This is a genomic window from Flintibacter sp. P01028, from assembly GCF_041925235.1.
Classification (GTDB): domain Bacteria; phylum Bacillota; class Clostridia; order Oscillospirales; family Oscillospiraceae; genus Lawsonibacter; species Lawsonibacter aceti.
Genome location: NZ_JBHEVC010000008.1, coordinates 85,004 through 107,987 on the forward strand (window position 1 = coordinate 85,004; position 22,984 = coordinate 107,987).

Annotated in this window: 15 protein-coding genes; 6 read left to right on the plus strand and 9 right to left on the minus strand. The window is 52.7% G+C overall.

The window, feature by feature from the left end:
* Positions 1-237: 237 nt before the first annotated feature.
* Positions 238-1,956, plus strand: a complete 1,719-nt coding sequence (locus ACEVJK_RS13060) for a DUF262 domain-containing protein (RefSeq protein ID WP_374740764.1) — start codon at positions 238-240, stop codon at positions 1,954-1,956.
* Positions 1,957-2,207: 251 nt separating this feature from the next.
* Here ACEVJK_RS13060 and ACEVJK_RS13065 read toward each other — a convergent pair whose 3' ends face one another.
* The 4 genes from ACEVJK_RS13065 to ACEVJK_RS13080 all read right to left on the minus strand — a co-directional run bounded on the left by ACEVJK_RS13065 (position 2,208) and on the right by ACEVJK_RS13080 (position 5,308).
* Positions 2,208-2,444 carry a helix-turn-helix domain-containing protein gene (locus tag ACEVJK_RS13065; RefSeq protein WP_374740766.1) on the minus strand — a complete coding sequence of 79 codons (237 nt, stop codon included), beginning with the start codon at positions 2,442-2,444 and terminating at the stop codon, positions 2,208-2,210.
* Positions 2,441-2,926 carry an RNA polymerase sigma factor gene (locus ACEVJK_RS13070; RefSeq protein WP_374740767.1) on the minus strand — a complete coding sequence of 162 codons (486 nt, stop codon included), beginning with the start codon at positions 2,924-2,926 and terminating at the stop codon, positions 2,441-2,443. The genes ACEVJK_RS13065 and ACEVJK_RS13070 overlap by 4 nt, the downstream gene beginning before the upstream one ends.
* Positions 2,927-3,326: 400 nt before the next feature.
* The gene (locus ACEVJK_RS13075; RefSeq protein WP_374740768.1) at positions 3,327-4,565 is read right to left on the minus strand and encodes an MFS transporter; all 1,239 of its coding nucleotides are present in this window, start codon (positions 4,563-4,565) and stop codon (positions 3,327-3,329) included.
* 92 nt (positions 4,566-4,657) lie between these two features.
* On the minus strand, positions 4,658-5,308 hold the full coding sequence (locus ACEVJK_RS13080; protein ID WP_374740769.1) for a TetR/AcrR family transcriptional regulator: 651 nt from the start codon (positions 5,306-5,308) through the stop codon (positions 4,658-4,660).
* Positions 5,309-5,601: 293 nt separating this feature from the next.
* Here ACEVJK_RS13080 and ACEVJK_RS13085 point away from each other — a divergent pair, with 293 nt between their 5' ends.
* Positions 5,602-5,856: a hypothetical protein gene (locus tag ACEVJK_RS13085; protein WP_374740770.1), complete on the plus strand. Its 255-nt coding sequence runs from the start codon at positions 5,602-5,604 to the stop codon at positions 5,854-5,856.
* A gap of 3 nt (positions 5,857-5,859) precedes the next feature.
* The gene (locus tag ACEVJK_RS13090) at positions 5,860-7,509 is read left to right on the plus strand and encodes a DUF4368 domain-containing protein (RefSeq protein WP_374740771.1); all 1,650 of its coding nucleotides are present in this window, start codon (positions 5,860-5,862) and stop codon (positions 7,507-7,509) included.
* Between the two features lie 93 nt (positions 7,510-7,602).
* Here ACEVJK_RS13090 and ACEVJK_RS13095 read toward each other — a convergent pair whose 3' ends face one another.
* Positions 7,603-10,644 (minus strand): S-layer homology domain-containing protein, encoded by a 3,042-nt coding sequence (locus ACEVJK_RS13095; RefSeq protein ID WP_374740772.1) that lies wholly within the window; start codon positions 10,642-10,644, stop codon positions 7,603-7,605.
* Positions 10,645-11,047: 403 nt separating this feature from the next.
* Here ACEVJK_RS13095 and ACEVJK_RS13100 point away from each other — a divergent pair, with 403 nt between their 5' ends.
* A complete protein-coding gene (locus ACEVJK_RS13100; RefSeq protein WP_340405948.1) occupies positions 11,048-13,312 on the plus strand; it encodes a glycogen/starch/alpha-glucan phosphorylase in 2,265 nt (754 codons plus the stop codon).
* 41 nt (positions 13,313-13,353) lie between these two features.
* Here the strand turns inward: ACEVJK_RS13100 and ACEVJK_RS13105 are convergent, their stop codons facing one another.
* The 3 genes from ACEVJK_RS13105 to ACEVJK_RS13115 form a co-directional block, all read right to left on the minus strand.
* Complete coding sequence (locus ACEVJK_RS13105) at positions 13,354-14,883, minus strand: DUF6056 family protein (protein WP_340405949.1); 1,530 nt, start codon at positions 14,881-14,883, stop codon at positions 13,354-13,356.
* Between the two features lie 19 nt (positions 14,884-14,902).
* Entirely contained in the window at positions 14,903-16,390 is a 1,488-nt protein-coding gene (locus ACEVJK_RS13110) for a DUF1846 domain-containing protein (protein WP_186853384.1), read from the minus strand.
* Positions 16,391-16,526: 136 nt separating this feature from the next.
* On the minus strand, positions 16,527-17,576 hold the full coding sequence (locus ACEVJK_RS13115; RefSeq protein ID WP_240286495.1) for a sensor histidine kinase KdpD: 1,050 nt from the start codon (positions 17,574-17,576) through the stop codon (positions 16,527-16,529).
* A gap of 368 nt (positions 17,577-17,944) precedes the next feature.
* Between ACEVJK_RS13115 and gap the strand changes: the two genes are divergently transcribed.
* Both gap and ACEVJK_RS13125 read left to right on the plus strand, forming a co-directional pair.
* Complete coding sequence (gene gap, locus ACEVJK_RS13120; protein ID WP_147573480.1) at positions 17,945-18,955, plus strand: type I glyceraldehyde-3-phosphate dehydrogenase; 1,011 nt, start codon at positions 17,945-17,947, stop codon at positions 18,953-18,955.
* Positions 18,956-19,140: 185 nt separating this feature from the next.
* A complete protein-coding gene (locus tag ACEVJK_RS13125) occupies positions 19,141-19,572 on the plus strand; it encodes a hypothetical protein (protein WP_186853382.1) in 432 nt (143 codons plus the stop codon).
* Positions 19,573-19,650: 78 nt separating this feature from the next.
* Here the strand turns inward: ACEVJK_RS13125 and ACEVJK_RS13130 are convergent, their stop codons facing one another.
* Entirely contained in the window at positions 19,651-22,623 is a 2,973-nt protein-coding gene (locus ACEVJK_RS13130; protein WP_374740773.1) for an S-layer homology domain-containing protein, read from the minus strand.
* Positions 22,624-22,984: the final 361 nt, after the last annotated feature.

The following is a 22,984-nucleotide window of genomic DNA, read 5'->3' on the forward strand; positions in this document are numbered from 1 at the left end:
CCTCTGCCATTAGAAGAACGCTAATAAGGAAGTGGTAGAGATCCCCCCAACTTAATAGCCGACAAACAGGGTTGCTAATTCTTTAGAAAAAGCCGGTACTGAATCAGATAAGACTGGATCAGTACCGGCTTTTTTATGTTAGCAATTGTCGATAAATCATTATCGTGGTATAATTTTGGTAAATTAATTATAGATGGGATGTTTTCATTCAACATTTGAAATAGGAGGCAGATGAAAATGGCCTTTGATGCTCAACAGAAAAAAGTTAATGATGTTCTTTCTGGAGATGTCAAGTATGTAATTCCACGGTATCAGCGAAAATATGTATGGCAAGAGAAGCAGTGGCGAGAACTCTTTGATGATATAAAATATTGTCTTGATGTTTCCAATGAGTACAAAGAAAAAGGTCAAGAAATTGAATGGACTCATTTTTTGGGAAGTTTTGTTTTTGAGCGCAGTGGGAAAGATCTAATCGTGATTGACGGCCAACAGCGTTTGACAACCATTACCCTTATGCTATGTGCTATATGTACACTTTTCAATGAAATAGGAGAAGAAGCTCGTTTTCGCGGTGTAACAAAGTATATTATTGGCACAGATGATATGGGAGCAGATTATGTACGGGTTGATAATCAAGACCTGAATAATTTCCAATTTATTGTTGCGGAATCAACAGAATATAACAGCTTACAATCTAAATCCAATTTGTTTTCCGGAGCATATTTGGAAAATTCACCACAAGACAATGTTAATGTCAAGCAATGCTTTCTCTTTTTCTATAATCAGTTTCAAGAGTTGATTCATAATAGTAAAGATCCTGCTGTTGAACTTGGAAATATTAAAGATAAGATTATGGGATTAGATGTAATAGACATCCGCGCTTCAAATCAGCAAGAAAGTTACAATATTTTCGAAATTCTAAACGCGCGTGGTGTTGATTTGAAGCAGCATGAGCTGATAAAAAATTACATTTTTAAGTATATTCATCCTCGTGCCAATATTGATACAGCCAAAATGAAATGGGATTCTATGGAGGCTAAACTGTATATAAATAGGCGATCAACATTAGATAGCTTTTTCACACATTATGTCTCACACCGATTCGAAAAGCCTAACAAGGATAATACAGAATTCCGAATTGTGAAGCAGTTCTGCGATCGCCAACATATGGGAGATTTTTTGGATGACCTGTATGAAAAGGCCTCCTTTTATCGGATGTTTTATTTTCCAGACGAATGCGACAATCCAATTATTAAAGAATCATTGCAATTCTTTTTGAGTAATAATCATCGACAATTCCGCCCATTATTCCTTTCGGTAATTTCCGCATATAAACGTCATAAAATCACAGAAAGCGAAGCGGAAAAGTTTTTTGTTTTTATCCGAAATTTTTATCTTGGATACGGTGTTGTGTGTAATGGTAAATCAAATACCATAGAAGATATGGTATATCAATATGCTCGTAAAATTGAAAATGAGGATGCTACCACTGCTTTAAACGAATTAAAATCAAAGCTATACCAATATTACCCAGATTACAATACATTTGAAGCAAATTTTATACTTTTGGGATGGTCACACCGGGTAAAAAGTTATAAGACTCCAAGTCGGAAAAAAGAGGTTCAATACATCCTTTCTGGAATTGAAGAATACTATTTATCCTCCAATCAGGAACTAACTGTCCACAAATTCTCTATCGAACACATAGCCAATGATGACGGAACAGATACTCATTGTCTGATTGGAAATTTGCTTATGCTTGCAGAACCAATAAATGGCGGTGCTGCTGATAAAACTTATACCGAAAAGATTCCTTATTATAAGAGATCAAATTTTGTTTCAACAAAAAAATTTGTAGAACGTTACGGAGAATTAGTAGATTGGCCTGAGAGTAATATAACTAATCGCGGGAAACATATGGCAAAACTTGCATATGATACAATTTGGAAATTTTAATTTCTACGCATTTTAAGTTGTAACTATAAGGGATTGAATGTCAGGCTATTTCTGGTTGCCCATTCATACTGTAAAAGCCTTATGCTATCGGTACTTTCCCCCTCTAAATGCGTAGGCGCAAACATCATAATATCAGCGGGCGCATGCGGATTTCTGCTTGCGCCCGCTTATTTACCATACAGTAAAGACAGAGGAAGCCGTCAAGGGCGCGGAGCGTTCATCTTGACCCTTGACGGCTTCTTTTGTCTTTGCTAATTCTTGTTCACGATGGCTTTCACCAGCTTTGCTTGCAATCGGTGTTTCATGTATTCATCTACACGCATATGAGGCATACCGTCCTCCTCATAGAGCGTCCGGGTACAAAGTTTGTTGATATAGCGATCATAATACCGCAAGACACGTTCCACTGCCAGAAGATCACCAGCACGGGCTGCTTCGATTATGGACATGGGCAAAAGCGCCCTGCCGTTAAAAGTTGGCTGCTTCATGTTTTCGCTCCTTTGGATTCTAAATTTTTTCGTAGTTCACTCAGCGTCTTTGTTCTGTGCCGTTGTACGGCGCTGCGGGACATTCCCACAAAGCCGCCAATTTCGCCGTCGGCCAATTCCAACACACAATGCAGAATTAGAATCTTCTGTTCCTGCTCTGGCAAAGTGGCAAAGGCCCCGGCCACCAGCTCGTCCCGAATATGTAGGTCATAGCCAAAGGCCGTGAACACAAAGCTGTCACTTGGGTAATCGTCCAGCGTACAAAGCCTGTCCATTTCATGCTGCGACAAAGTGTTGAACTGGATCCCCCTTTTCCGTTGGCGGCGGAGTTCGCGGAAATAGTCTATTGCTTCATGGCGTAGAACGACTTTACAAAAAGCATCAAACCGGCACCGTTCTTCATACTCATTAAAGGCGTATATCATCTTTTCACCTCCCCTCTGCGGGAGAGTGAAAAGTCGGGAACGGTTATGTTGCCCCATGTATTTATGTTATTACAGTGGCTTCGGCCCGCACCGAAAGTCCGCAACAACACAGGATTTTCGCCCCACAGGGGACAGAACCAATGACCACAATGGTATACCGTATGAACCTTGCTTACATCGTATCGTACATATTCTCGTCCAGACTTATCCCATACTGGGGAGAAACTTTTTTTAAGAAGCTATTCTTCAGAAAAACAGACTGTTGCAACATAGCAGTTTCCTCCACGAGCCGCCGAACCTGTGTTGCTCTGGGCAAAGAATTGCGGCGACTTTGATTCATCAAAACCGCCGCAGGGATATGTATATTGAGCGCACGAAAGCAACCTGCCCGGCAACGGTTTTTTTCTTTTCCGCCGCAGGGCAGATCAGGTTTAGCTATTTATATTACAGTAGGTGGTCACTTGCTATTTTCCAACCTGCCGAAAATTTTTTTCGAGTAAAGAGAGATCAAAAATGCAGCTATCGCTGCCCCAATTAAAACCACCCATGTATGCGCTGCAAAAATGTCAAATAGAACACCATAAATCGCCTGTCCAATCGGTTGCCCACACATTGCAATGGAAATCAGTGCTGCCATGATCTTGCCAACTAATTGAGGCGGGGTCTGCGTCTGTACCAGTGTGTAAATCTGAACCATAAAGAGCGTAGAGGCTCCCATAGCGGTAAAGCTCATGAAAGTGATTGCCCAATACGATACGATGGCGGGCACATTCAGGAAAAGGGAAATCCCCATAACCGCCACGGCAATGGAACAAACCAAAAGCAGCACATAGGAATTTTGGATTTTCAGCTTTTCCGATACGATTGCGGTTAAAATTCCGCCGCACAGACCGCCCAACGCCAGCGCCCCCTGTGCAAAGCCGTACATGGTATCAGACATCCCTAACACCTGTGTAATGAGAATGGGGGTTCCCACAATCATCACCGCGCTTAAAACCAAATTGAAGATGGACACCAGAAAGACCACCGAAAAGAAAATGGGCTTTTCTGTCTTTACAAACTGATAGCTTTCTTTCAAGTCCATTCCGACTACCCGAAATACGCCGACTTCACGCGGGCGTTTTTCATGCGGGATGTGGATAAAGATTTCCATGATAGCGGAGAAAGTAAAGCACGCCGCACTCAAAAGCAAAATCGGATAAATGCCCCAAAGGGTGAACATCACACCGCCGATCACCGGCCCCAACAGGCCGGAAAGCGTATTGACCTGATTGATCACCGCATTTCCAGCCATCAGTTTATCTTTCGCTACCAGAAGCGGAACGCTTGCCTGTACTGCTGGCTGGTATGTACCGGAAATACCATAGAGTAGCATCAAGACAACGATAAAAAGCGGAACGGTTGGGATTTTCCCCAGCGAAAAGTAAAATAGCATGATAATAGCTGCCGTGGAGAAGTCCAGCCCCACCATAATGTCACGCTTGTTCACACGGTCAGCCAGGACACCGCCGACCATCGAAAGAATGACCATCGGAGCAAAGGAGCAGGCGGTCACAACACCAAATAACGTTGACGAACCTGTTTCCCTCAACAGATACAGCGGCAGAGCAAAGCGCAAGATGGCATTGCCGAATAGGGAAATGATCTGGCCGATCACGACGAGAGTGAAATCTCGCCTGAAAAGTTTTGTTTGCATAAAATACCTCCACTATTTTACTATTAAACCGACCGTCGGTTTGGTGTGTGTCTAAAATAAACTGCTCATTGAGAGCAGCTCATTTTAGGGAGTTAAGCCGTGTGCTGGGATTTGCAGTAGCTAATATAGCCCTCTATCATTTCGCCATCCAAAAGTTGATTGATACCAACGCCTTGCAGCAGGTCATTGAATGTTTCACAACGATTATGCATCCCCGCTTCATCCGTCATACTAACCAGCGGATTGAGCCATACATTCGACAAGACCATGATGGCTTCTGCCAGTTCACCGGGATTTGTCGCCTGAATGGAACCATCGTCAATCCCCTGCTGCAAGATTGGCTGGATGAACTTTGGAGCAACAATCTGATAGAGCTGGGCAATCTGCATTGCCAAAAAGCGCGGATTATCCAATAAGCAGGGCGTAACGGTCAGCATTAGGCTCTGGTTAGAGTTAAACAAAGCGGCCTTAAAGATCGCCCGCAGCTTTTCCAGCCCGTTCAGGGATTTATCATCGCGGACTTTTGCCAAAGCGTTTGTGTTTTCTTCCCCTATACGGTGAAAGATCGCTTCAAATATTTCTTCTTTGGACGAAAAGTGATGGTAGATTGCGCCTTTTGAAAGTTTCGTTTCGTTGATGATGTCCTGCAAAGATGTTGCGTCATATCCTTTTTTAAAAAACAGATGGGTGGCAACATCCAAAATCAGCTTCACGGTTTCCTCAGGGTATTTGTTTCTCGCCATCCTGCACCTCCATACAAACCAACGGTCTGTATGGAGTATAGCAATCTCTTTTATACTTGTCAAGCAGATTATATTGCGCACAGAATGATTTTTTTAGGAGCTTTCCATTTTAGCGGGCAGTTTTCGTCCTTGCAAACGTATTATTAGCAAAGCAAAAAACAAGGATTTGGGAAGTTCCCAACAGACCAAAATCTCCACTCCGGCAGGTTGCCGGAAATGGAGATTTCGCGGGAGTGTGGCCACACTCCCTATGCTTGCTCTGTTGTGATTCTTCCAGAAAGGACGGGAACGGAATGGAACAGAAAACAAAAGTACAAGAGAGCGATTATCTCCCGAAAAGAGGAAATCCACTGCAAGAAACCGTGTGCTACACAATCGGCGGAACCGTATATGAAGTGGAAACCTCCTGCGGCGGTACAGAACTGCTTTACGACAAAATGATACGGCTCATTCGATCAGAAACCACCACGGATGCTGACAAAGACCACAAAGCACGGTATAATAAAGACAGCAACCTGTTTGTCGGGCGTTCATTACAGGAGGAATGAACCATGACAGCAAACACCAACTATCCCGACAACATCACCGCTTTATACGCCCGCCTGTCCCAAGAGGATGCGCTGGACGGCGAGAGCAACAGCATTGCCAATCAGAAGAAAATCCTTTTGAAGTATGCAACCGATAATGGTTTCCCCAATCCGACATTTTTCATTGATGATGGAGTGTCCGGGGTGACGTTTGATCGGCCGGGCTGGAATGAAATGATTCGTCTGGCCGAGGCCGGAAAAGTCAAAACCGTCATTGTCAAAGATATGTCCCGCATGGGACGGGACTATCTGAAAGTCGGCTACTATACCGAAAGCTTCTTTGCAGAACGTGATATTCGGTATATTGCTATCAATGACGGTGTGGACAGCGATAAAGGGGACAACGATTTCACTCCTTTTCGCAATCTGTTCAATGACTTCTATGCCCGCGATACCAGTAAGAAAATCCGGGCCGTTATGCGTGCCAAAGGGAACGCTGGGGAACACCTCTGCACCAATCCGCCATATGGTTACATGAAAGACCCGGCGGACAAAAAGAAGTGGATTGTGGACGAGGAAGCCGCTGAGGTTGTCAAACGGATTTTTGATCTGTGTATTGCAGGAAAAGGCCCCATGCAGATTGCCAAACTGCTGACCGCCCAACACGTCCTGACGGTGAAAGCTCACTGCGCCCAGCGGGACGGAAAACTGCTGCCGGAGAAGCCTTACAGGTGGAGCCCCAAGTCTGTTGCGGGAATTTTGGAGCGGCCAGAGTACACCGGCTGCACGGTGAACTTTAAGACTTATTCCAAGTCCCACAAGCTGAAAAAGCGGCTGCATAACGCCCCGGAAAACCAGCGTATTTTTCCTAATACTCAGCCCGCCATTATCGAAGAACAAGTCTTTGCGCGGGTACAGGAGCTTCGGGAGAACAAGCGCCGTCCCAGCAAGACAGGAAAGCAGGGATTATTCTCTGGATTGCTCTACTGTGCGGATTGCGGGGACAAGCTGTATTTCTGTACGACAAACAGCTTTTCGCCCAAGCAAGACCACTATGTCTGCTCCAATTACAAGAGCAATACAGGAACTTGTTCTGCACATTTTATCCGGGAAGAAACGCTGAAACTGTTTGCCTTGCAGCGGATTTTCGATGTGACGGCATTGTTCTTTGACGATGCTATGACATTTGAGGAAGCCGCGAAAAAGCAGCACTTCCAAAAAGCCGAAAAAGAGGTCAAGAAGCACAAGCGTGAAATCGCCCAAGCGGAAAAGCGTATTGCCGAACTCGACCGCATTTTCAAGCGCATTTATGAGGACGACATCAGCGGCGCAATCAGCCATGAGCGGTTCTTGAAACTCTCCGCTGCTTATGAGGCAGAACAAAAAGAACTGATAGAGCAGGTCAAAATATGGCAGGAAGCGGTAGAAACCTTTGAACAGGATAAAGCCGACTTTGACAGCTTTGCAGCCATTGTACGGAAATATGTGGGTATTCGTGAACTGACGCCCACCATCGTCAATGAGTTTGTAAAAAAGATTATCGTCCATGCGCCGGATAAGTCCAGCGGCCACCGCAGGCAGAAGATTGAACTGGTCTGGAACTTCATTGGAGAAGTCAACCTGCCGGGCGACGATCAAACCGTGGAACGGCAAAGAAAAGGCAGGACGGCATGACCTTTCAGCCATGCCGCCCTGCGACAATCAAATTACTTCCTTATAGGGGCGCGCCTTTCGGCAGAGGCCCTTTCCTCTTATTTTAATGTCCGCTTACTTGGCAATGTTCTCACAGAAGTTCATAAAAATCTGTGCTACCTCGGCACGGGTGGCCCCGGCGGTAGGCGCCAGGGTGTTGTTCCCCTTGCCGGACAGCAGACCGGCGTTTACCGCCCAGTCCATGGCCTTCACGGCATAGCTGGAGATGGAGGAGGCGTCCAGATAGCCCTCTGTCCCCTTGCCGCTCTGGCTGGTCTTGTACCCCTCGTTCTGGGCATAGCGGTACAGGATGGCCGCCAGCTGCTCCCGTGTAATGGGATCGTTGGGGCCGAAGGTGTCGCCATAGCCGGACACGATGCCCTCACCGGCCGCCCAGGAAATGGCGTCGGCGTACCAGGCGTCCTCCGCCACGTCAGCGAAGTCAGCCCTGCCGGCCGCGGGCTTGCCCTCCAGGCTGTACAGCATCTGGGCCACCATAGCGCGGGTCAGGGTGCTGCCGGGGGCGAACTCCCGGTCGGACACACCGGACATCAGGCCATTGTCCAGGGCATAATCCACCGCCTCATGGTACCAGGCGTCCTCGTCCACATCCCGGAAGTCGGCGGCGGGGCAGGTATCCTGGTGGTCGATCTCCACGAAGGAGGCCTCAATGGTTACCTTGGACCGGGGCATCTTGAAGGTATACCTGCCGTCGCCCTTGTCGGTCAGCTCGATTTCGTCCCCGTTCTTGTCGGTGACGGTCAGCTCGTCCAGCTCATAGCCCTCGTCGGCCTTGACAGTGATGGTCACCGTCCGGCCGCTGGAGGCGCTCTTGGGGGACACGGTCACGCTGCCGTTGTCAATGTTCTTGTCCACGCTGACGGAGTAGCTACTGGAGCCGCCTCCACCGCCACTGGAGGAGGGGACATAAGTGTTCAGATCTTCAGGGCGCATAGTAGGCGCGGTGTAGTAAGGACCTAGTTGTGTGTTTTCATTTGTCCCTTCTTCTGTTGTGTCATCTCGTACTAGCAGGATCTTTCCCTGGCCTTCGCCAATGATCTCATCAGGATTTAAGCCATTCCAATAGCAATAGCTCAGGTCGATGTCCTGCTCCGCGCCCAGCTCGGTGACCTTGATGATCTCCTCCTGCATGGTATCGCAGATAAAACTGTTTTTGGTAATATCCAAGGTAGTGGCGTCGGACAGATTGGACAGTCTCATCGCGCGGCCGTCCTTCTCGCCAGTGCCATGAGTGGCCCACTGGTCAAATTTGTTGTCAGAGATAACAACAGTTTTGATTCCGTCAGAACCTGATAGGGTGATTCCATTGAATCCCATATTCGCAAAAATGTTATTCGTAATTGTAGCTGTGCCGCAGACTGTGGCATACACGCCGCCGTTTTTAGTGCTATCCTGGGCACCGCTGAATTGATTTTGGGTGATGGTCAGCCCGCTGATAGGAGAGTCGCCATTATTGATATGGATGGCATAGATATTGTCGCCGGTTATATTCCGGAACTCATTGTCACGGAAAACCAAAGTCCCTACCTGGTGCAGATCGGTGGTTTGGGTCCAGGCCGTCAGGCTGATTCCTTTGCCGTCGAATACCAGGTCCTCGATGGTCATATTCAGTCCACTGGCCGACCCTCCGGCGAAGGAAATACCGCCGGTCAAAATGGCTGTATGATCCTCCGGGCCCTGCACTGTAATGTTTGTTAAGGGCATAGTGATAGCTTCCGAATGGGTGCCAGGCAGGATCTGGACCGTGTCTCCGTTCTGAGCATCGTCCAAGGCGGCCTGCAAGGAGTTGTATCCCACATTTCCAATCTTGGCTACGGGAGAAAGGACACTGCTCACATAACTGGAGAGGTCGTATACCTCTGATCCTTTGATGCCCTGATCGGAGATTATCCCACTGTCAACAGCGTTGCCCTCCCAGACAAGCGTGAAATATTCCCTGTCTTTATTCGTTGCGCTAATGTCGTCATAAATCAAATAACCCTGCACACCATCTACGCTGTATATCTTGTTGTTTTTAACGGTGATCTCCCGGTTGTCTATTTGATTGTTTGCCAGATTCTCATGCAGAGTAATCGCGTTTCCTTGATCATAAATAGTGTTATTCTCAATTAAAATGGTCTGACAACCAGAGATCTGAACAGCGGAATATCCCACACCCGGAGTAATGGTATTTCCGGAAATGACGGCGTCCGCTGTTGCCTGATCAATGTTGATCCCCCTGGGATATCCAGATACCGTGTTGTTCGTAAACTGAACCGCCAAGGGTTCCGTTTCGTGCCCCTGCGCAAAGAATGCATAGGATGCTGTACTGCCGTTCCCATCAAAATTACAATCATTGACGGTCACATTGCCTTTTCCATGAAAGTAGTAGTGTATGGAACCCTGAATATTACAGTTATCTAGGGTGGTGTCAAACCCCGATTTGTAATTAGCCTCAATGGCAAAAGATCCTGCCGCATTGACCTTTGCGCAGTCTAAGGTCAAATTTTTAATTGAGAGAGCCATAAAGTCATCCGCGGTTTCTCCCCACCACAGATAGGGCATTTTCAGGGGCTTTTCAATGTCGATGGAGGCATTGTCATCATAACCTACGATATTGATGGCGCGGATACTCCTATCAACACTGCCGTACCATGCGGCTTGTCGGCCTCCAGACAAATAATATTGATTCAAAGTGCTGGGAAGCTGGACCTCTCCAAATATAGTCCACGTCAGGCTGACACCTTGGTGCTCGCTATCTTCTGGCACTTTATCGGTGTACAACGCGTTAAATTCTTCCTCTGTTAATCCATCTTGCCCTAAGCCGCCTGTTTCTGCCAGCTTTGCGCTGACCGCGCTAACGGCGGCTTCCATTGTAGGAAATACCTTCCCATTAAAATCCGCGATGCCGTGCAGACTGACACCGCTAAACTCAGCCAGTTCGTCGCCGGTCAGCTCAGTTTTTGTTTCTTCACCGTTTTGCTTGTAAACTACGCCGTCTTCATAAACATAATTGAATTCGGCATCCCCTTGCGGTTCGGTCGCAAAAACATTCGAAGGAACAAAAGTCATCACAATTATTACAGCCAATATTTTTGCCATGATTTGCTTCTTCATTGTTTTCAAGATCCCCCTTAATCCAATTTGAAAATGTGTACTTTCCCAAATTTGAGAAAGCACACCTTTACAATAAAAAATATAGCATTCACGCAAGGAAAAAGCAACTATTTAGCTACAAATTTTATCATAATCTTCGATTCCAAAAAGTACACTTTTTTATTTTTTGCGTTCTACTCCTTAAAATATCCACAAGACCAGCGCCATGGATTTCTGATAAAAAATTCCATCTGGAAGGTGTTGATTTTCAAAAATAGGTAGAAAGTTCTAATATCTATGTAAAATTTGGGAAAAATCTTTTCAAAAGATTTGACGTGCCATGGTTCTTACTGATATACTGTTGGCCGAATTGGAACTTGTTCCCATTTCCGGCCCCCCTTGGGGCCAGAGAGGAGATCCTATCATGGAATTGAAAGAGAGGTTTTGGCAGCTGACACAAGAGCGGTTTGGCCGCGCCCCGGACCAGTGTGACGACGGCCAGCTCTATGAGGGGCTGCTACTCCTTACCCAACAGATGGCTCAAAGCCTTCCCGCTCCGGACAGCGGCCGGAAGCTGTACTATTTTTCCGCCGAGTTTTTGATGGGCAAGCTGTTGTCCAACAATCTGCTGGCGCTGGGCCTCTATGACCCAGTGAAGAAGATACTGTCCGACCTGGGCCGTGACCTGGGGATCATTGAGTCTATGGAGCCGGAGCCCTCTCTGGGCAACGGCGGCCTGGGCCGGTTGGCTGCCTGCTTTCTGGACTCTATCGCCGCCTTGGGGCTGCCTGGGGACGGGGTTGGACTCAACTACCACTATGGCCTGTTCCGGCAGAAGTTCGTCCATAACAAGCAGGCGGAGGAGCCGGACCCCTGGATCCAGCCGGACAGCTGGCTCATCGCCACCGGCCGGACCTTCTCCGTCCCATTCGGTGGTTTTGATTTGACTGCGGTCCTCTATGATATCGTCGTTCCTGGCGCGGGCAGCGGGTGCGCCAACCGCCTCCACCTCTTCGACGTGGAGCGGCCCGCTCCTCAGCCCTGGGTAGGCATCAGCTTCGACAAGGAGGACATTGCCCACCGCCTGACCTCCTTCCTCTATCCCGATGACAGCGACGAGGCGGGCCGGCGGCTTCGGGTCTACCAGCAGTACTTCATGGTATCCGCCGGCGCCCAGCTCATCCTGACGGAACTGGAGGAACGGGGCTTTTCTCCCCGTCAGCTCTCTGATCATGTGGTCATCCAGATCAACGACACCCACCCCTCTATGGTCATCCCGGAGCTGATCCGCCTGCTTACGGACCGGGGACTGTCTATGGATGAGGCCATTGATCAGGTGTCCCGCACCTGTGCCTATACCAACCACACAATTTTGGCGGAGGCACTGGAAAAGTGGCCCCTTTCCTTTCTCCAGGATGTGGCGCCTCAACTGGTCCCTATTATCCAAGAGCTGGACCGCCGGGTCCGGGAGGACCATCCAGATCCCCGTGTGGCCATTCTGGACAGCCAAGGGCTGGTCCACATGGCACACATGGACATCCACTACGGCTTTTCCGTCAACGGGGTGGCCGCTCTCCACACCCAGATCCTCAAAGAGTCTGAGCTGAAGCCCTTTTACGACCTCTACCCCCAGAAGTTCAACAACAAGACCAACGGCATTACCTTCCGCCGGTGGCTGGAGGCCTGTAATCCCAGCCTGGCGGGCCTTATCGACCAGTGCATCGGCGGCGGTTGGCGGAAGGACCCCCGGCAGCTAGAGGACCTGTTGAACTTCGGGGACGATCCGGCGGTGCTGGAGCGGCTGCTGGCTATCAAGCAGGACAACAAGAATCAGCTCTGCCGCCTGTTGTGGGCCGAGCAGTCCATCGCCCTGGACCCACAGTCTATCTTTGATATCCAGATCAAGCGGCTCCATGAGTACAAGCGGCAGCAGATGAACGCCCTGTATATCATTCGGAAGTATCTGGATATCAAGGCGGGCCGGCTGCCCCAGCGGCCGGTGAGCGTCCTCTTTGGGGCCAAGGCCGCCCCGGCCTATACCATGGCAAAGCACATCATCCATCTGATCCTCTGCCTCCAGCAGCTCATCGAGCGGGACCCCCAGGTCCGCCCATGGCTCCGGGTGGCCATGGTGGAGAACTACAATGTGACCTGGGCGGAGCGGCTGATCCCCGCCTGTGATATCTCGGAGCAGATCTCCCTGGCCTCCAAGGAGGCCAGCGGCACCGGGAACATGAAGTTTATGGCTAACGGGGCGGTCACACTAGGAACGATGGATGGAGCTAATGTAGAGATCGCCCAGCTGGTGGGGCCAGAGAATATCTACACCTTCGGCGTACAGAGCGGCCAGGTCATCCAAATGTACGATGAAGGAAGCTATCGGCCGCTGGACCTCTACCACCGTCCGAGCATCGAGGAGCTGGTGGACTTCCTGGTGTCCCCGGAGCTGCTATCCATCGGGGACCCTGCCTGCCTGTCGGCCCTGTGGAATGATATGAAGTGCAAGGACTGGTTCATGGCGCTGCTGGACACAGAGGACTACATCGCCGCCAGGGACCAGTGTGTGGGTGACTACGGCGACCGGCAGGGCTGGGCCAAAAAGATGCTGGTCAACATCGCCAGGTCGGGCTACTTCTCTTCTGACCGGACCATCCAGGAATACAATCAGGACATCTGGCGCCTGAAATGAAAGACCGCTCCCCCGGCATTGCTGGGGGAGCGGTCTTCCTCTTAGGGCAAGGAGGGGGTGTAGTCCTTGGAGGGGAAAAATTCCAGCCTCCGTTCCCACTGTTCCGGGTCAACATCCGGCCAGCACTCATAGGAGCCGGCGGGCAGGATGACCAGCGTTACCTGGTCGGGGATGTGATAAAACTGGCGGTAGTAGTCGGCGTACTCCACATTCCAGGGGTTTCGGGTGTGCCAGACCACCCTCTCGTACCGGTCGGTAGGCAGGATCAGGGTGTCGTTTCCCTGTTCCACCGCCTGGGAGGTGAGTTCCTCCCGCAATGTTGTACAGCCCAGCACTGTCCAGTGCATCCACCCCCAGCAGATCATCAGAGCCGCCAGCGCCCCACTGGTCAGGAGCTGGACGGGCCAACGGGCGAGCAGCGGGGCGGCCATATCGGCGGCGGTCAGAATCAGCATGGCCATGGGGAAAAAATACAGCCGCTGGCCCAGGGTAGTGGTAGCGGCCAGGGGGAGTAAGGACAGTGGGGCGGCCAAGCAGAGGAGGAACCGGCCGAGCTTTACACTAGGTTCTGTCCGCTGAACCAACGGGGCCAAAAGGACCAGGGCCCAGATCAGGGCGCTGACGGCAACTCGAACGGGAGTGTCGTATTCCTCAGTCTGGAGGAGCAGCCCGTGGTAACCCAGCGGCAGAAGCCCCAGAAGCGCCAGGGGACGGAGCCGGCTGTTCCAGAAGCCGAGGGCAAGGATGACCGCCGAGGGCAGGGCGATATGGGGCCCCCGCAGGAAACTGATAGGCAGCAGGCGGACGAAATACTGTTCCAGGATACCAGTCAAAGCCGCTGGGAGGCCCCCAGACCAGTCGAAGGTCAGGTCACGCAGACCGTTGAGGGCGGAGCCTTCCAAAAGTAGGTGGGAAAAAGAACCGCCGCCAAAGATGATGGCCGCTGCCAGGGCGGAGCCTAAGAATCCCGCCCACAGGGGCAAACGCGCGGATTTGTTTCCCAAGGAGCAGAGGGCGGTCAGCAGAGCGGCCCCCAAAAACAGCAAGGTCAAATTTTCCACGAACAGCCCCATAACCACCTCAAGGGCAAGGAAAAGAACAGCCCAGAGCAGACGATGTCCGCCCCTATCCACGACGCGGCGTACCAGAAGCAGCCATACCAGAAATAAGAGGGTGGGCACTACATAGTTGCCAAATCCGGACACCCATGCGTAGGTCTCCTGCCACATGACGGGCGGCATGAGCAGCAGCCCCGCGCTGGAGGCCAGATAAATGGGCAGGAGGGACCGCTCTTCCCCACGAGCCGCCAGTCGGGCCATTAGGAGAGGGATAGCGAACATGGTCAGCCCCATGATCAGAGTTTTGACCAGTGGAGAATGGCACATGGCAACGGCAAAGAAATTACCCACATACCGGCTGTTCAGCGATCCCTGGAGCCACCAGCGCAGCCCCTGGTCCATGCCCCACTGCAGATCGTCCGTGGTACTGTATGGCACCGACCAGGCAATATACAGATAGAAGACCAGCGCCCCCAGAAGGAGCGCTGTCTCTGCTGAACTTCGTTTGGACAAGCCAACGCCACCCTTCATGTTACCGGTGATAGAGTTTGTTGGTCTGGTACTGGGGCTCACAGGTGAGCTGAAGGCCCAACTTTTTATAGGTCACCGCGTCGGCGGGGGAGAGGATGACGGTGCAGTGGGCCTGACATCCCCCTAATTCTTCCAGATGATCCAGGGCCCTGGCGGCCTTGGGATCGGCGTTGGCCGAGGAGGCCAGGGCGATAAGCACCTCGTCACTGTGGAGACGGGGGTTGGCTGAACCCAGATGCTTGACCTTCACGGTCTGGATGGGCTCAATGGCGGACTGGGCAATGAGATGGATTCCGTGGCCTCCCGCGCCGGACAGATATTTCAAGGCGTTAAGCAGGGCGGCGGCGGAGCAGCCCATCAGCTCTGAGGTCTTTCCGGTGACCATAGTGCCGTCTGCCAGCTGGATGGCCATGGCGGGCTCGCCGGTCTCCTCGGCCATGTGGGCGGCCGCTGCCACCACAGGGCGGATATCGGGGGTGACGCCGGCCTGCTGCATCAGAAGCTCCAGCTTGTATACCGTGTCCTCCGAGCCACGGCCCTGGCGCTGATCGCACAGGGCCTCATAGTAGCGGCGGACGATCTCCTGACAGGCGGCCTCCCGGCACACCGGATCGTCAGTGATGCAGTTGCCTGCCATATTCACCCCCATATCAGTGGGGGACTTATAGGGGCAGCTTCCGGTAATCTTTTCAAACATGGCCGCCAGAACGGGGAATACCTCCACGTCCCGGTTGTAGTTGACGGTGGTCTGCCCATAGGCCTGAAGATGGAAGGGATCGATCATATTCACGTCGTCCAGGTCCGCGGTCGCCGCCTCGTAGGCCAGGTTTACCGGATGCTTCAGCGGAAGGTTCCAGACGGGGAAGGTCTCAAATTTGGCATAGCCGGCCACAATGCCCCGCTTGTGCTCATGGTAGAGCTGGGAGAGGCATGTGGCCATCTTCCCGCTCCCCGGGCCGGGGGCGGTGACCACCACCAGGGGATGGCTGGTCTCCACATAGTCATTTTTTCCAAAGCCCTCGTCGCTGACGATCTTTGTGATATTATGGGGATAGCCGGCGATGGGGTAGTGGCGGTACACTTTGACGCCTAACTGCTCCAGCCGGGACTGGAAGGCGTCGGCGGCAGGCTGGCCGGTATACTGGGTCACCACCACGCTGCCCACGAACAGGCCCCTGCCCCGGAAAATATCGATGAGGCGCAGTACCTCGCTGTCATAGGTGATACCCAGGTCCCCACGGACCTTGTTCTTTTCGATATCGCCGGCCTTGATGGCAATGAGAATCTCCGCCTTGTCCTTCAGCTTCTCCAGCATCCGGACCTTGCTGTCCGGCGCGAAGCCGGGCAGGACGCGGGACGCATGGTAGTCGTCGAAGAGCTTGCCCCCGAATTCCAGATACAGCTTGCCCCCGAATTGATCGATCCGGTCCTGGATATGCTGGGACTGGAGCTGCAGATACCGCTGGTTGTCAAAGCCTGTCTTGCTCACAAAAGACTCCCCCGTTCTTTCCTAATACAAACAAGATATTTTACCCCTGGGCGGCGGGGACCGTCAAGGGGTTTCGAGAATTATCGGGCATAAAAGGGGCCCGGAACTCTTATTCCGGGCCGTCCGCAAAAGAATTTTAGTCCAGCCCTTCCTGACCAAAGAGCTGAGGGGGCAGCACGTCGGACAACTCTACCAGCAGTGGGGATAGGCCGCCATCCTGCTGTACCTCCGGTGTGCGCACCGCAAGCCGCTCCTGGGCACCAGCAGGCAGAGAGATGAGAATGACCGGGGCCTTCTCACCCCACTCCACCAGCATGGTCCCCCTGTGGAGGGCTGCGATGTGCCGAACTACCGACAGGCCCAGTCCGGCCCCCTGGCCGGGCTGGGGGATAGCTTGATCAGTGTCCTGCTGCAACAGGGCCGCCAACTGCCGGTCAGAGGGCCGCTCCCCGCTGTCTGTGAGGGAGAGTACAGCGCGGTCACCCTGACGGCGCAGAGAGAGGAGCACCACGCCACCCCTCATCGTCTGTACTGAGTTGGAGATCAGCCCCAGCAGCATACGCTGAAGGAGGGGGATATCTCCCTGGATGAGCAGAGAGGGCAGGTCAGAGCGGTACTCCAGGTGGGTGTCCTGCTGAAGCAGTTGGCCCGCGTCCCGGGCGATCTGGCGGCACAGCCCAGCCAGGTCTAATACGGACGGTCGGAAGGGGATGCCGTCCGGCCCGGCAGCCGAAGTGACAAAATCTAGGTTGTTCAGCAGTCGGAACATCCGGTGGTAGCTCTTGCTGAAATTCTCCCGGGCCGCGGTAGAGAGCTTCCCCTCTCCCCCCTCTGTCATGGGTCCGATCTGGGTCAGAAATTCCGCCATCAGCTGCCGCATCTGCCGGATAGTCCCCTCCAGCTGCAGGTCTGTCAGCGACGTCTGTGGGGCGGGGTGGAACAAAAACAACTGTCCCTCTCCTGTGTCTGTACGGCTGAAGGCATAGGTGGTCCGTCCGGCGGTAAACGTGCCAACCCCCTTAGGGCCATACCGGGGCAGGTCCAGATAACCGGGCACCGGTCCGTCGATCTCCAACTGGGGCAGATAGTGGGCCGCCATGGGATTGATGGCCGTGATCCGTCCCAGCACGACATAGACCGCCGCCTCTGGCAGATTTTCTAAAATAGACAGGTTTAATTCGATCATGTCGCATCCTTTCGGTCAGGGTTTCTTAAGGCGCGTACCGAAGACAGCCGCGCGGTTAGGATGTGTTGCCTGCGCCGCTATCATGACGCATTTCCAGTATATCAAAAATTTCCACTGGCAACAAGAGAAAAGTCGAAAAACAGCCTCTTTGGGGAAAGCGGCGGATAAGCCCCGCCTTAACCCCAAAGAACCTCCGAAAATCCTACCTAGTCCTCGCTTAACTTGTCGAATTGCCAATTTTATCGGAAAAGTATTGGAAAATCCTCCCGAAATATATGAAAAAAGTCACTATCAAAAGGCATTGAAACGGGGTATAATACCAGTGGAAGCAATAGATATTGATTCTTTGAAAAAAAGGAGTTTTCAACATGAGCATCAAAGTTGGCATCAATGGGTTTGGCCGCATCGGCCGTATGGTGTTCCGCGCCAGCCTGAACCACCCCGAGATCGAGATCGTTGGCATCAACGACCTGTGTCCCGCCGACTACCTGGCTTATATGCTGAAGTATGATACGATGCATGGCCACTGCCAGGCCGAGATCGGCTACACTGAGAGCGCCATCATCGTCAATGGCAAGGAGATCCCTGTCTCCGCCGAGCGCAACCCCGCTGACCTGCCCTGGGCTAAACTGGGCGCCGAGTATGTGGTGGAGTCTACCGGCCTGTTCCTGACCAAAGAGAAGGCCCAGGGCCACCTGGACGCAGGCGCCAAGAAGGTTGTTATGTCCGCCCCCTCCAAGGACGACACTCCCATGTTTGTCTGCGGCGTCAACCTGGATAAGTACACCCCCGACATGAAGTTCGTGTCTAACGCCTCCTGCACCACCAACTGTCTGGCCCCCATCGCCAAGGTTCTGAACGATAACTGGGGCATCACCGACGGTCTGATGACCACTGTCCACTCCACCACCGCCACCCAGAAGACCGTGGACGGCCCCTCTCTGAAAGACTGGCGCGGTGGCCGCGCCGCCTCCGGCAACATTATCCCCTCCTCCACCGGCGCCGCCAAGGCCGTGGGTAAGGTCATCCCCGAGCTGAACGGCAAGCTGACTGGTATGTCCATGCGTGTTCCCACCCTGGACGTGTCCGTGGTGGACCTGACCGTTAACCTGGCCAAGCCCGCAAAGTATGAGGAGATCTGTGCCGCTATGAAGGCCGCCTCCGAGGGTGAACTGAAGGGGATCCTGGGCTACACCGACGAGGCTGTGGTGTCCAGCGACTTCCTGGGCGATCCCCGTACCTCCATCTTCGATGCCGACGCCGGCATCGCCCTGACCGACACCTTTGTGAAGGTCGTGTCCTGGTACGACAACGAGATCGGCTACTCCAACAAGGTCCTGGAGCTCATCAAGCACATGTACTCTGTGGATCACAAGTAAGATTTTTCTGATTCGATCAGGGCGCCGCAGCCGCGGCGCCCTTTTTCTTTTTTTGAATATAGAAGTATTATAATTTCCAAAAAATGTATGAAACCGTCCCACTCCGGGGCGGTTTTTTGTGTTAGACAGAGGGAAAGGCCTCACGCCCCAATCAAAGATTTCAAACACAGAAAGGACGATGGACTATGGCAAGCAGTTACACGGAACATTTCCAGCTCAATCAATGGGCGGCGGAAGACCCCGTCCTCCGGGAGGACTTCAATGCTGACAACGCAAAGTTAGACAAAGTAATTCCAAGAATCGTCACCGGGACCTATACCGGCGACGGGACGGCAGACCGGACAATCTATCTGGGGTTCCGTCCCAAGGCGGTGCTTTTATTTCCAGAAGATGGAACGACCTGCTTTTACTACTGTCCACCAAACTATTTTACCTGTCAGGGCGGCTTGATCTTAGACGGATACCCTCTGCGGTTAAAAAATGACCGCTGCAACATCATTTGCGCGGAAATCACGGACACCGGGTTTGCCGTCAAAATTTTCTCGGACCAGAGCAAGGCTGCCAATATTGCCACCAACCGAAATGGGACGGTATACCATTACCTTGCACTAGCCTGATATGAAAGAATCGCCCCCAGGCCAACTGGCCCAGGGGCGACACGTTATGGTTGTCTTAGATTGCTGACCAATAAAAGCTTAGGAGAAGATCATGGCGCTGGAACCGGTCAGAGTATAGGTGTTGTTGTCCATGCCCTGGAAGGTGACAACGACAGTAGCCTGATAAGTATGGCTGCCGGAGATAGCCACATTGGGCAGTGCGCTGTCGTCGAGGGAACTCAGAGTAGCACCAAGAGAAACCTTCTCATCCTTAGCGCTGCTGACAGTCTTAGCGAAGTCTTTCCCGTCAACAGTCAGAGTGGTCTTCACAGTGACATTCTTGGCTTCCCAACCAGAGATGTCCTTGCCATCAATGGTAGGAGCGGTGATGGTCATAGCCAGACTGCTGGAGTTCGTCAGCCCGACGGTCACAGAACCATCGGTGGTCACCACGGGGTCCTTGCCGCCCTCAGTGATGCCCTTGTCGTCGGGTACGACAACCAGGACAGTCTCGGCCAGAGGAGCCTGGTCATACTCGTTGTCCACGGTCATGACATACACGCCGGTGGTGTCAGCGGCGCGAGTGGTATCGGCCTCGATATCAGAGATATCGCCGGTGCGCAGCAGGTCCACATCGCCATTGGCCTTCAGCTCCACCACCACGAAGACGGTGTTGTCGTCATAGGCAAAGGTCTTTTTGGCGTTGCCGCCGAAGGTGATGCCAGTGTTCAGGGTCAGCACGCCGTCCTTGGCGGCGGTAGCCCAGTTGGCAGCGGCCTTACCGGCGTTGCTCTTCAGATCGAACTTGGCGGTCCAGGTCTGGACATAGTCATCGCCATCGCGCTTGTCGATCAGGTACATAGCCTTCTTGGCATTCTTAGCCAGAGTCTCGCTGGCGGTATAGAGGTCTTCGACCTTCTCGCCGTTGGCGTCATAGGCGTCGATGAAGCGATAGACGGTCTTGTTGTTCTTGTCCTTCTCAGCCTGATAGCCGGTGCCCTTTAGGATGATGTAGTCCTCGGCGTCGGCATCGCTGGTGAAGTTACCATAGATGAAGACGACCTCAGCCACGTTGTCGCTGTTCAGAACCAGCTTTACATCAGCGCCGGTCTTGCTGGATACGTTCTTGTAGCCGACCCAGGAGTTGTTATTCTCCACGTCTACGAACACGGTATTGTTGTTGGTAGCCTGCCCATTCGCAGTGCCGGTGGCGGAGATGGAGGGAACATCCTTCTTCACAGTGGCGCTGGTGCCGGCCTTCTCGGCGACGACCTCCAGGTCATAGCTGCTGGAGCCCTTGGTGAACTTGTAGATGGTCTTCTCAGCAACGGTCTTGGTGGTGCTATTGTCGCCACCATTCTTAACGGCGTCATAGGACTTGCCGCCGTCGATGATCTGGTCTACGGTGATGGTGTCCTCAGTGCCATCATAGAAGACGACCTTGGCAGAGGGCTCGCTGTTGAAGACAGTGCCCACTTCCTTCACGAACAGGTAATCCTCGGCAGTAGCGGTATCACCCTCGAAGGCCACGGCGTAGCCGTAAGCATCCAGATACAGGGTGGCTTCCTTGTCGATGACGGGGTTGGCGTCGGCGACGCTGTCCTCCAGGTTGTACAGGCCGGTGCCGATACCGTTGGCGGCGACAGCCTTGGTGTAAGCGTAGTTGTAGCTGTACTTGGTGCCGTCCAGAGTGGCGTAGTCGGCGTTCTTCACAGCAGTGACCTTGCCGGCTACAGTTTCGGCTACAGCCAGGGACTCGATCTCGCCGGAGGAAACAGAAGCGGTGTAGATGACGATGTCGTCCTTCTCAAACTTCTGATCGGTGGTGAACTTGTTGTCGGGGGTGTAAGCAGAACCAGCGCCGTTGTTTACCTTGGTCTTAAAAGACACGGTGACCTCGTAGTCGCCCTCGTCGCCGGTGACCTTGGTGACCTTGGCTACGCCGGTGTCGATCAGGGTCAGAACGACGGTCTCCTTGTCGGAGTCCACGAAGACCTCAGTCAGGACGCCCTTGTCAGCGGTCAGCACGCGCTCGCTGCTGGTCTTGCTGTGAGCGATAGCCAGGTCGCGGGCAGCGTGAGGGGCGGCGTTGGTGTCCTCGGCAACCAGGCCGCCGTTCTGGTAGATGGCCCAGTCGTAGTTATCAAAAGCGGCGGAGCCGACAGCCTGGTACAGAGCCTTCTCGGTGACCTTGACAGTCCAGGTCTGCTCGGCGGAGTCGGCATACTTGCCGATCTCGCTGGACTTATAGGTCCAGACGTTGGCGGGACGGTTGAAATCGTCGCTGCCCTCGTCCTTTTTCAGGTCGCCGTTGTACAGCTTCTCGCCCAGTTCCACGATGGAGCCCTTAGTAGAGCTGGTGGAGGAGGTGGGCTGCAGATCGCTGATGGCGCGGGCATAAGCCTTGTCGCTGGTGACATAATTGTAGGTGACCTTGCCGGCCTCTACGATCACACCGTCGGCGTTGACCTTGATGGTGTCGTCGTCAGCCTCGACCATGCCGGACTCCAGAGCGTTCAGAACCAGTTGAGCCAGGTCGTTGCGGGTCATGGCCTCGGTAACGCCGGAGTCCACATCTTCAAACAGCTCGATCTTGCCAGCCTGCTTGATGGTGGCGAACTGCCAGTCGTCCTCAAAGTCGGACTGATACTGGAAGTAGCCCAGGGCCTTCATCAGCATCAGAGCGGCCTGGGAGGTAGTGACGGAGTCGCTGCCGCCGAAGGTCTTGGCATCGTAGCCGGCGATGATGCCGTTGGTGTAACAGGCAGCCACATAGGGCTCGGCCCAGGAGGGCACATCAGTGAAGGGGCTGGTGCCCTTGTAGTTGGCTACGCGGTAGTCCAGCAGGTTGGACATGACCACGGCCATCTCGTTGCGGGTGACCTTAGCGTTGGGGTTGAAGTTGCCGTTCTCGTCGCCGGTCATGATGCCGACTTCCTGGAGAACTTCGATGGCTTCCTGATTCTGCTCGGAAGACACATCGGCGTAGCTCGCGCCGGTGCCGACTACCATCAGGCCCATGACCATGACGGAAGCCAGAGCCAGGCTAAGAGCCCGTTTCAGGTTTCTCATTCGGGATTCCTCCTTAAATTTTTTCGGGGACTTTTCTGACAAAATCCCCATTTTTTCGAGGCTTTGAGGACTTTTTAGGGCATTAGCCCTGTATAACTCCCCTTGCCTCGTGATTATCTTAGCAGAAGTCAAATTTGAAGTCAACGGGTTTGATACAAGTGTAACAGAACCGTAATATTGCGTCCGGATTGTTACAGCAGAGGAAATTGGCGGCTTTTCAGGGGATCTCTGCCTGGGGCGGGGAACCCGCTGCTTGGGGCTGCTGTTCCCCGTGCTACCACACATCTCCAGGACATGAGATCACGGTCCCCTTACATTATAATAACAGCCCCCCGGGCGTGTGGCACAGGACCGTACACCC

What these genes read in the sequence shown, in the direction of transcription:
- ACEVJK_RS13095 (WP_374740772.1), bottom strand. Translation starts at nt 10,644, where the DNA reads ATGAAGAAGCAAATCATGGCAAAAATATTGGCTGTAATAATTGTGATG.
- ACEVJK_RS13130 (WP_374740773.1), bottom strand. Translation starts at nt 22,623, where the DNA reads ATGAGAAACCTGAAACGGGCTCTTAGCCTGGCTCTGGCTTCCGTCATG.
- ACEVJK_RS13125 (WP_186853382.1), top strand. Translation starts at nt 19,141, where the DNA reads ATGGCAAGCAGTTACACGGAACATTTCCAGCTCAATCAATGGGCGGCG.
- ACEVJK_RS13090 (WP_374740771.1), top strand. Translation starts at nt 5,860, where the DNA reads ATGACAGCAAACACCAACTATCCCGACAACATCACCGCTTTATACGCC.
- ACEVJK_RS13070 (WP_374740767.1), bottom strand. Translation starts at nt 2,926, where the DNA reads ATGGGGCAACATAACCGTTCCCGACTTTTCACTCTCCCGCAGAGGGGA.
- ACEVJK_RS13085 (WP_374740770.1), top strand. Translation starts at nt 5,602, where the DNA reads ATGGAACAGAAAACAAAAGTACAAGAGAGCGATTATCTCCCGAAAAGA.
- ACEVJK_RS13060 (WP_374740764.1), top strand. Translation starts at nt 238, where the DNA reads ATGGCCTTTGATGCTCAACAGAAAAAAGTTAATGATGTTCTTTCTGGA.
- ACEVJK_RS13075 (WP_374740768.1), bottom strand. Translation starts at nt 4,565, where the DNA reads ATGCAAACAAAACTTTTCAGGCGAGATTTCACTCTCGTCGTGATCGGC.
- ACEVJK_RS13115 (WP_240286495.1), bottom strand. Translation starts at nt 17,576, where the DNA reads ATGATCGAATTAAACCTGTCTATTTTAGAAAATCTGCCAGAGGCGGCG.
- ACEVJK_RS13065 (WP_374740766.1), bottom strand. Translation starts at nt 2,444, where the DNA reads ATGAAGCAGCCAACTTTTAACGGCAGGGCGCTTTTGCCCATGTCCATA.
- ACEVJK_RS13100 (WP_340405948.1), top strand. Translation starts at nt 11,048, where the DNA reads ATGGAATTGAAAGAGAGGTTTTGGCAGCTGACACAAGAGCGGTTTGGC.
- gap (WP_147573480.1), top strand. Translation starts at nt 17,945, where the DNA reads ATGAGCATCAAAGTTGGCATCAATGGGTTTGGCCGCATCGGCCGTATG.
- ACEVJK_RS13080 (WP_374740769.1), bottom strand. Translation starts at nt 5,308, where the DNA reads ATGGCGAGAAACAAATACCCTGAGGAAACCGTGAAGCTGATTTTGGAT.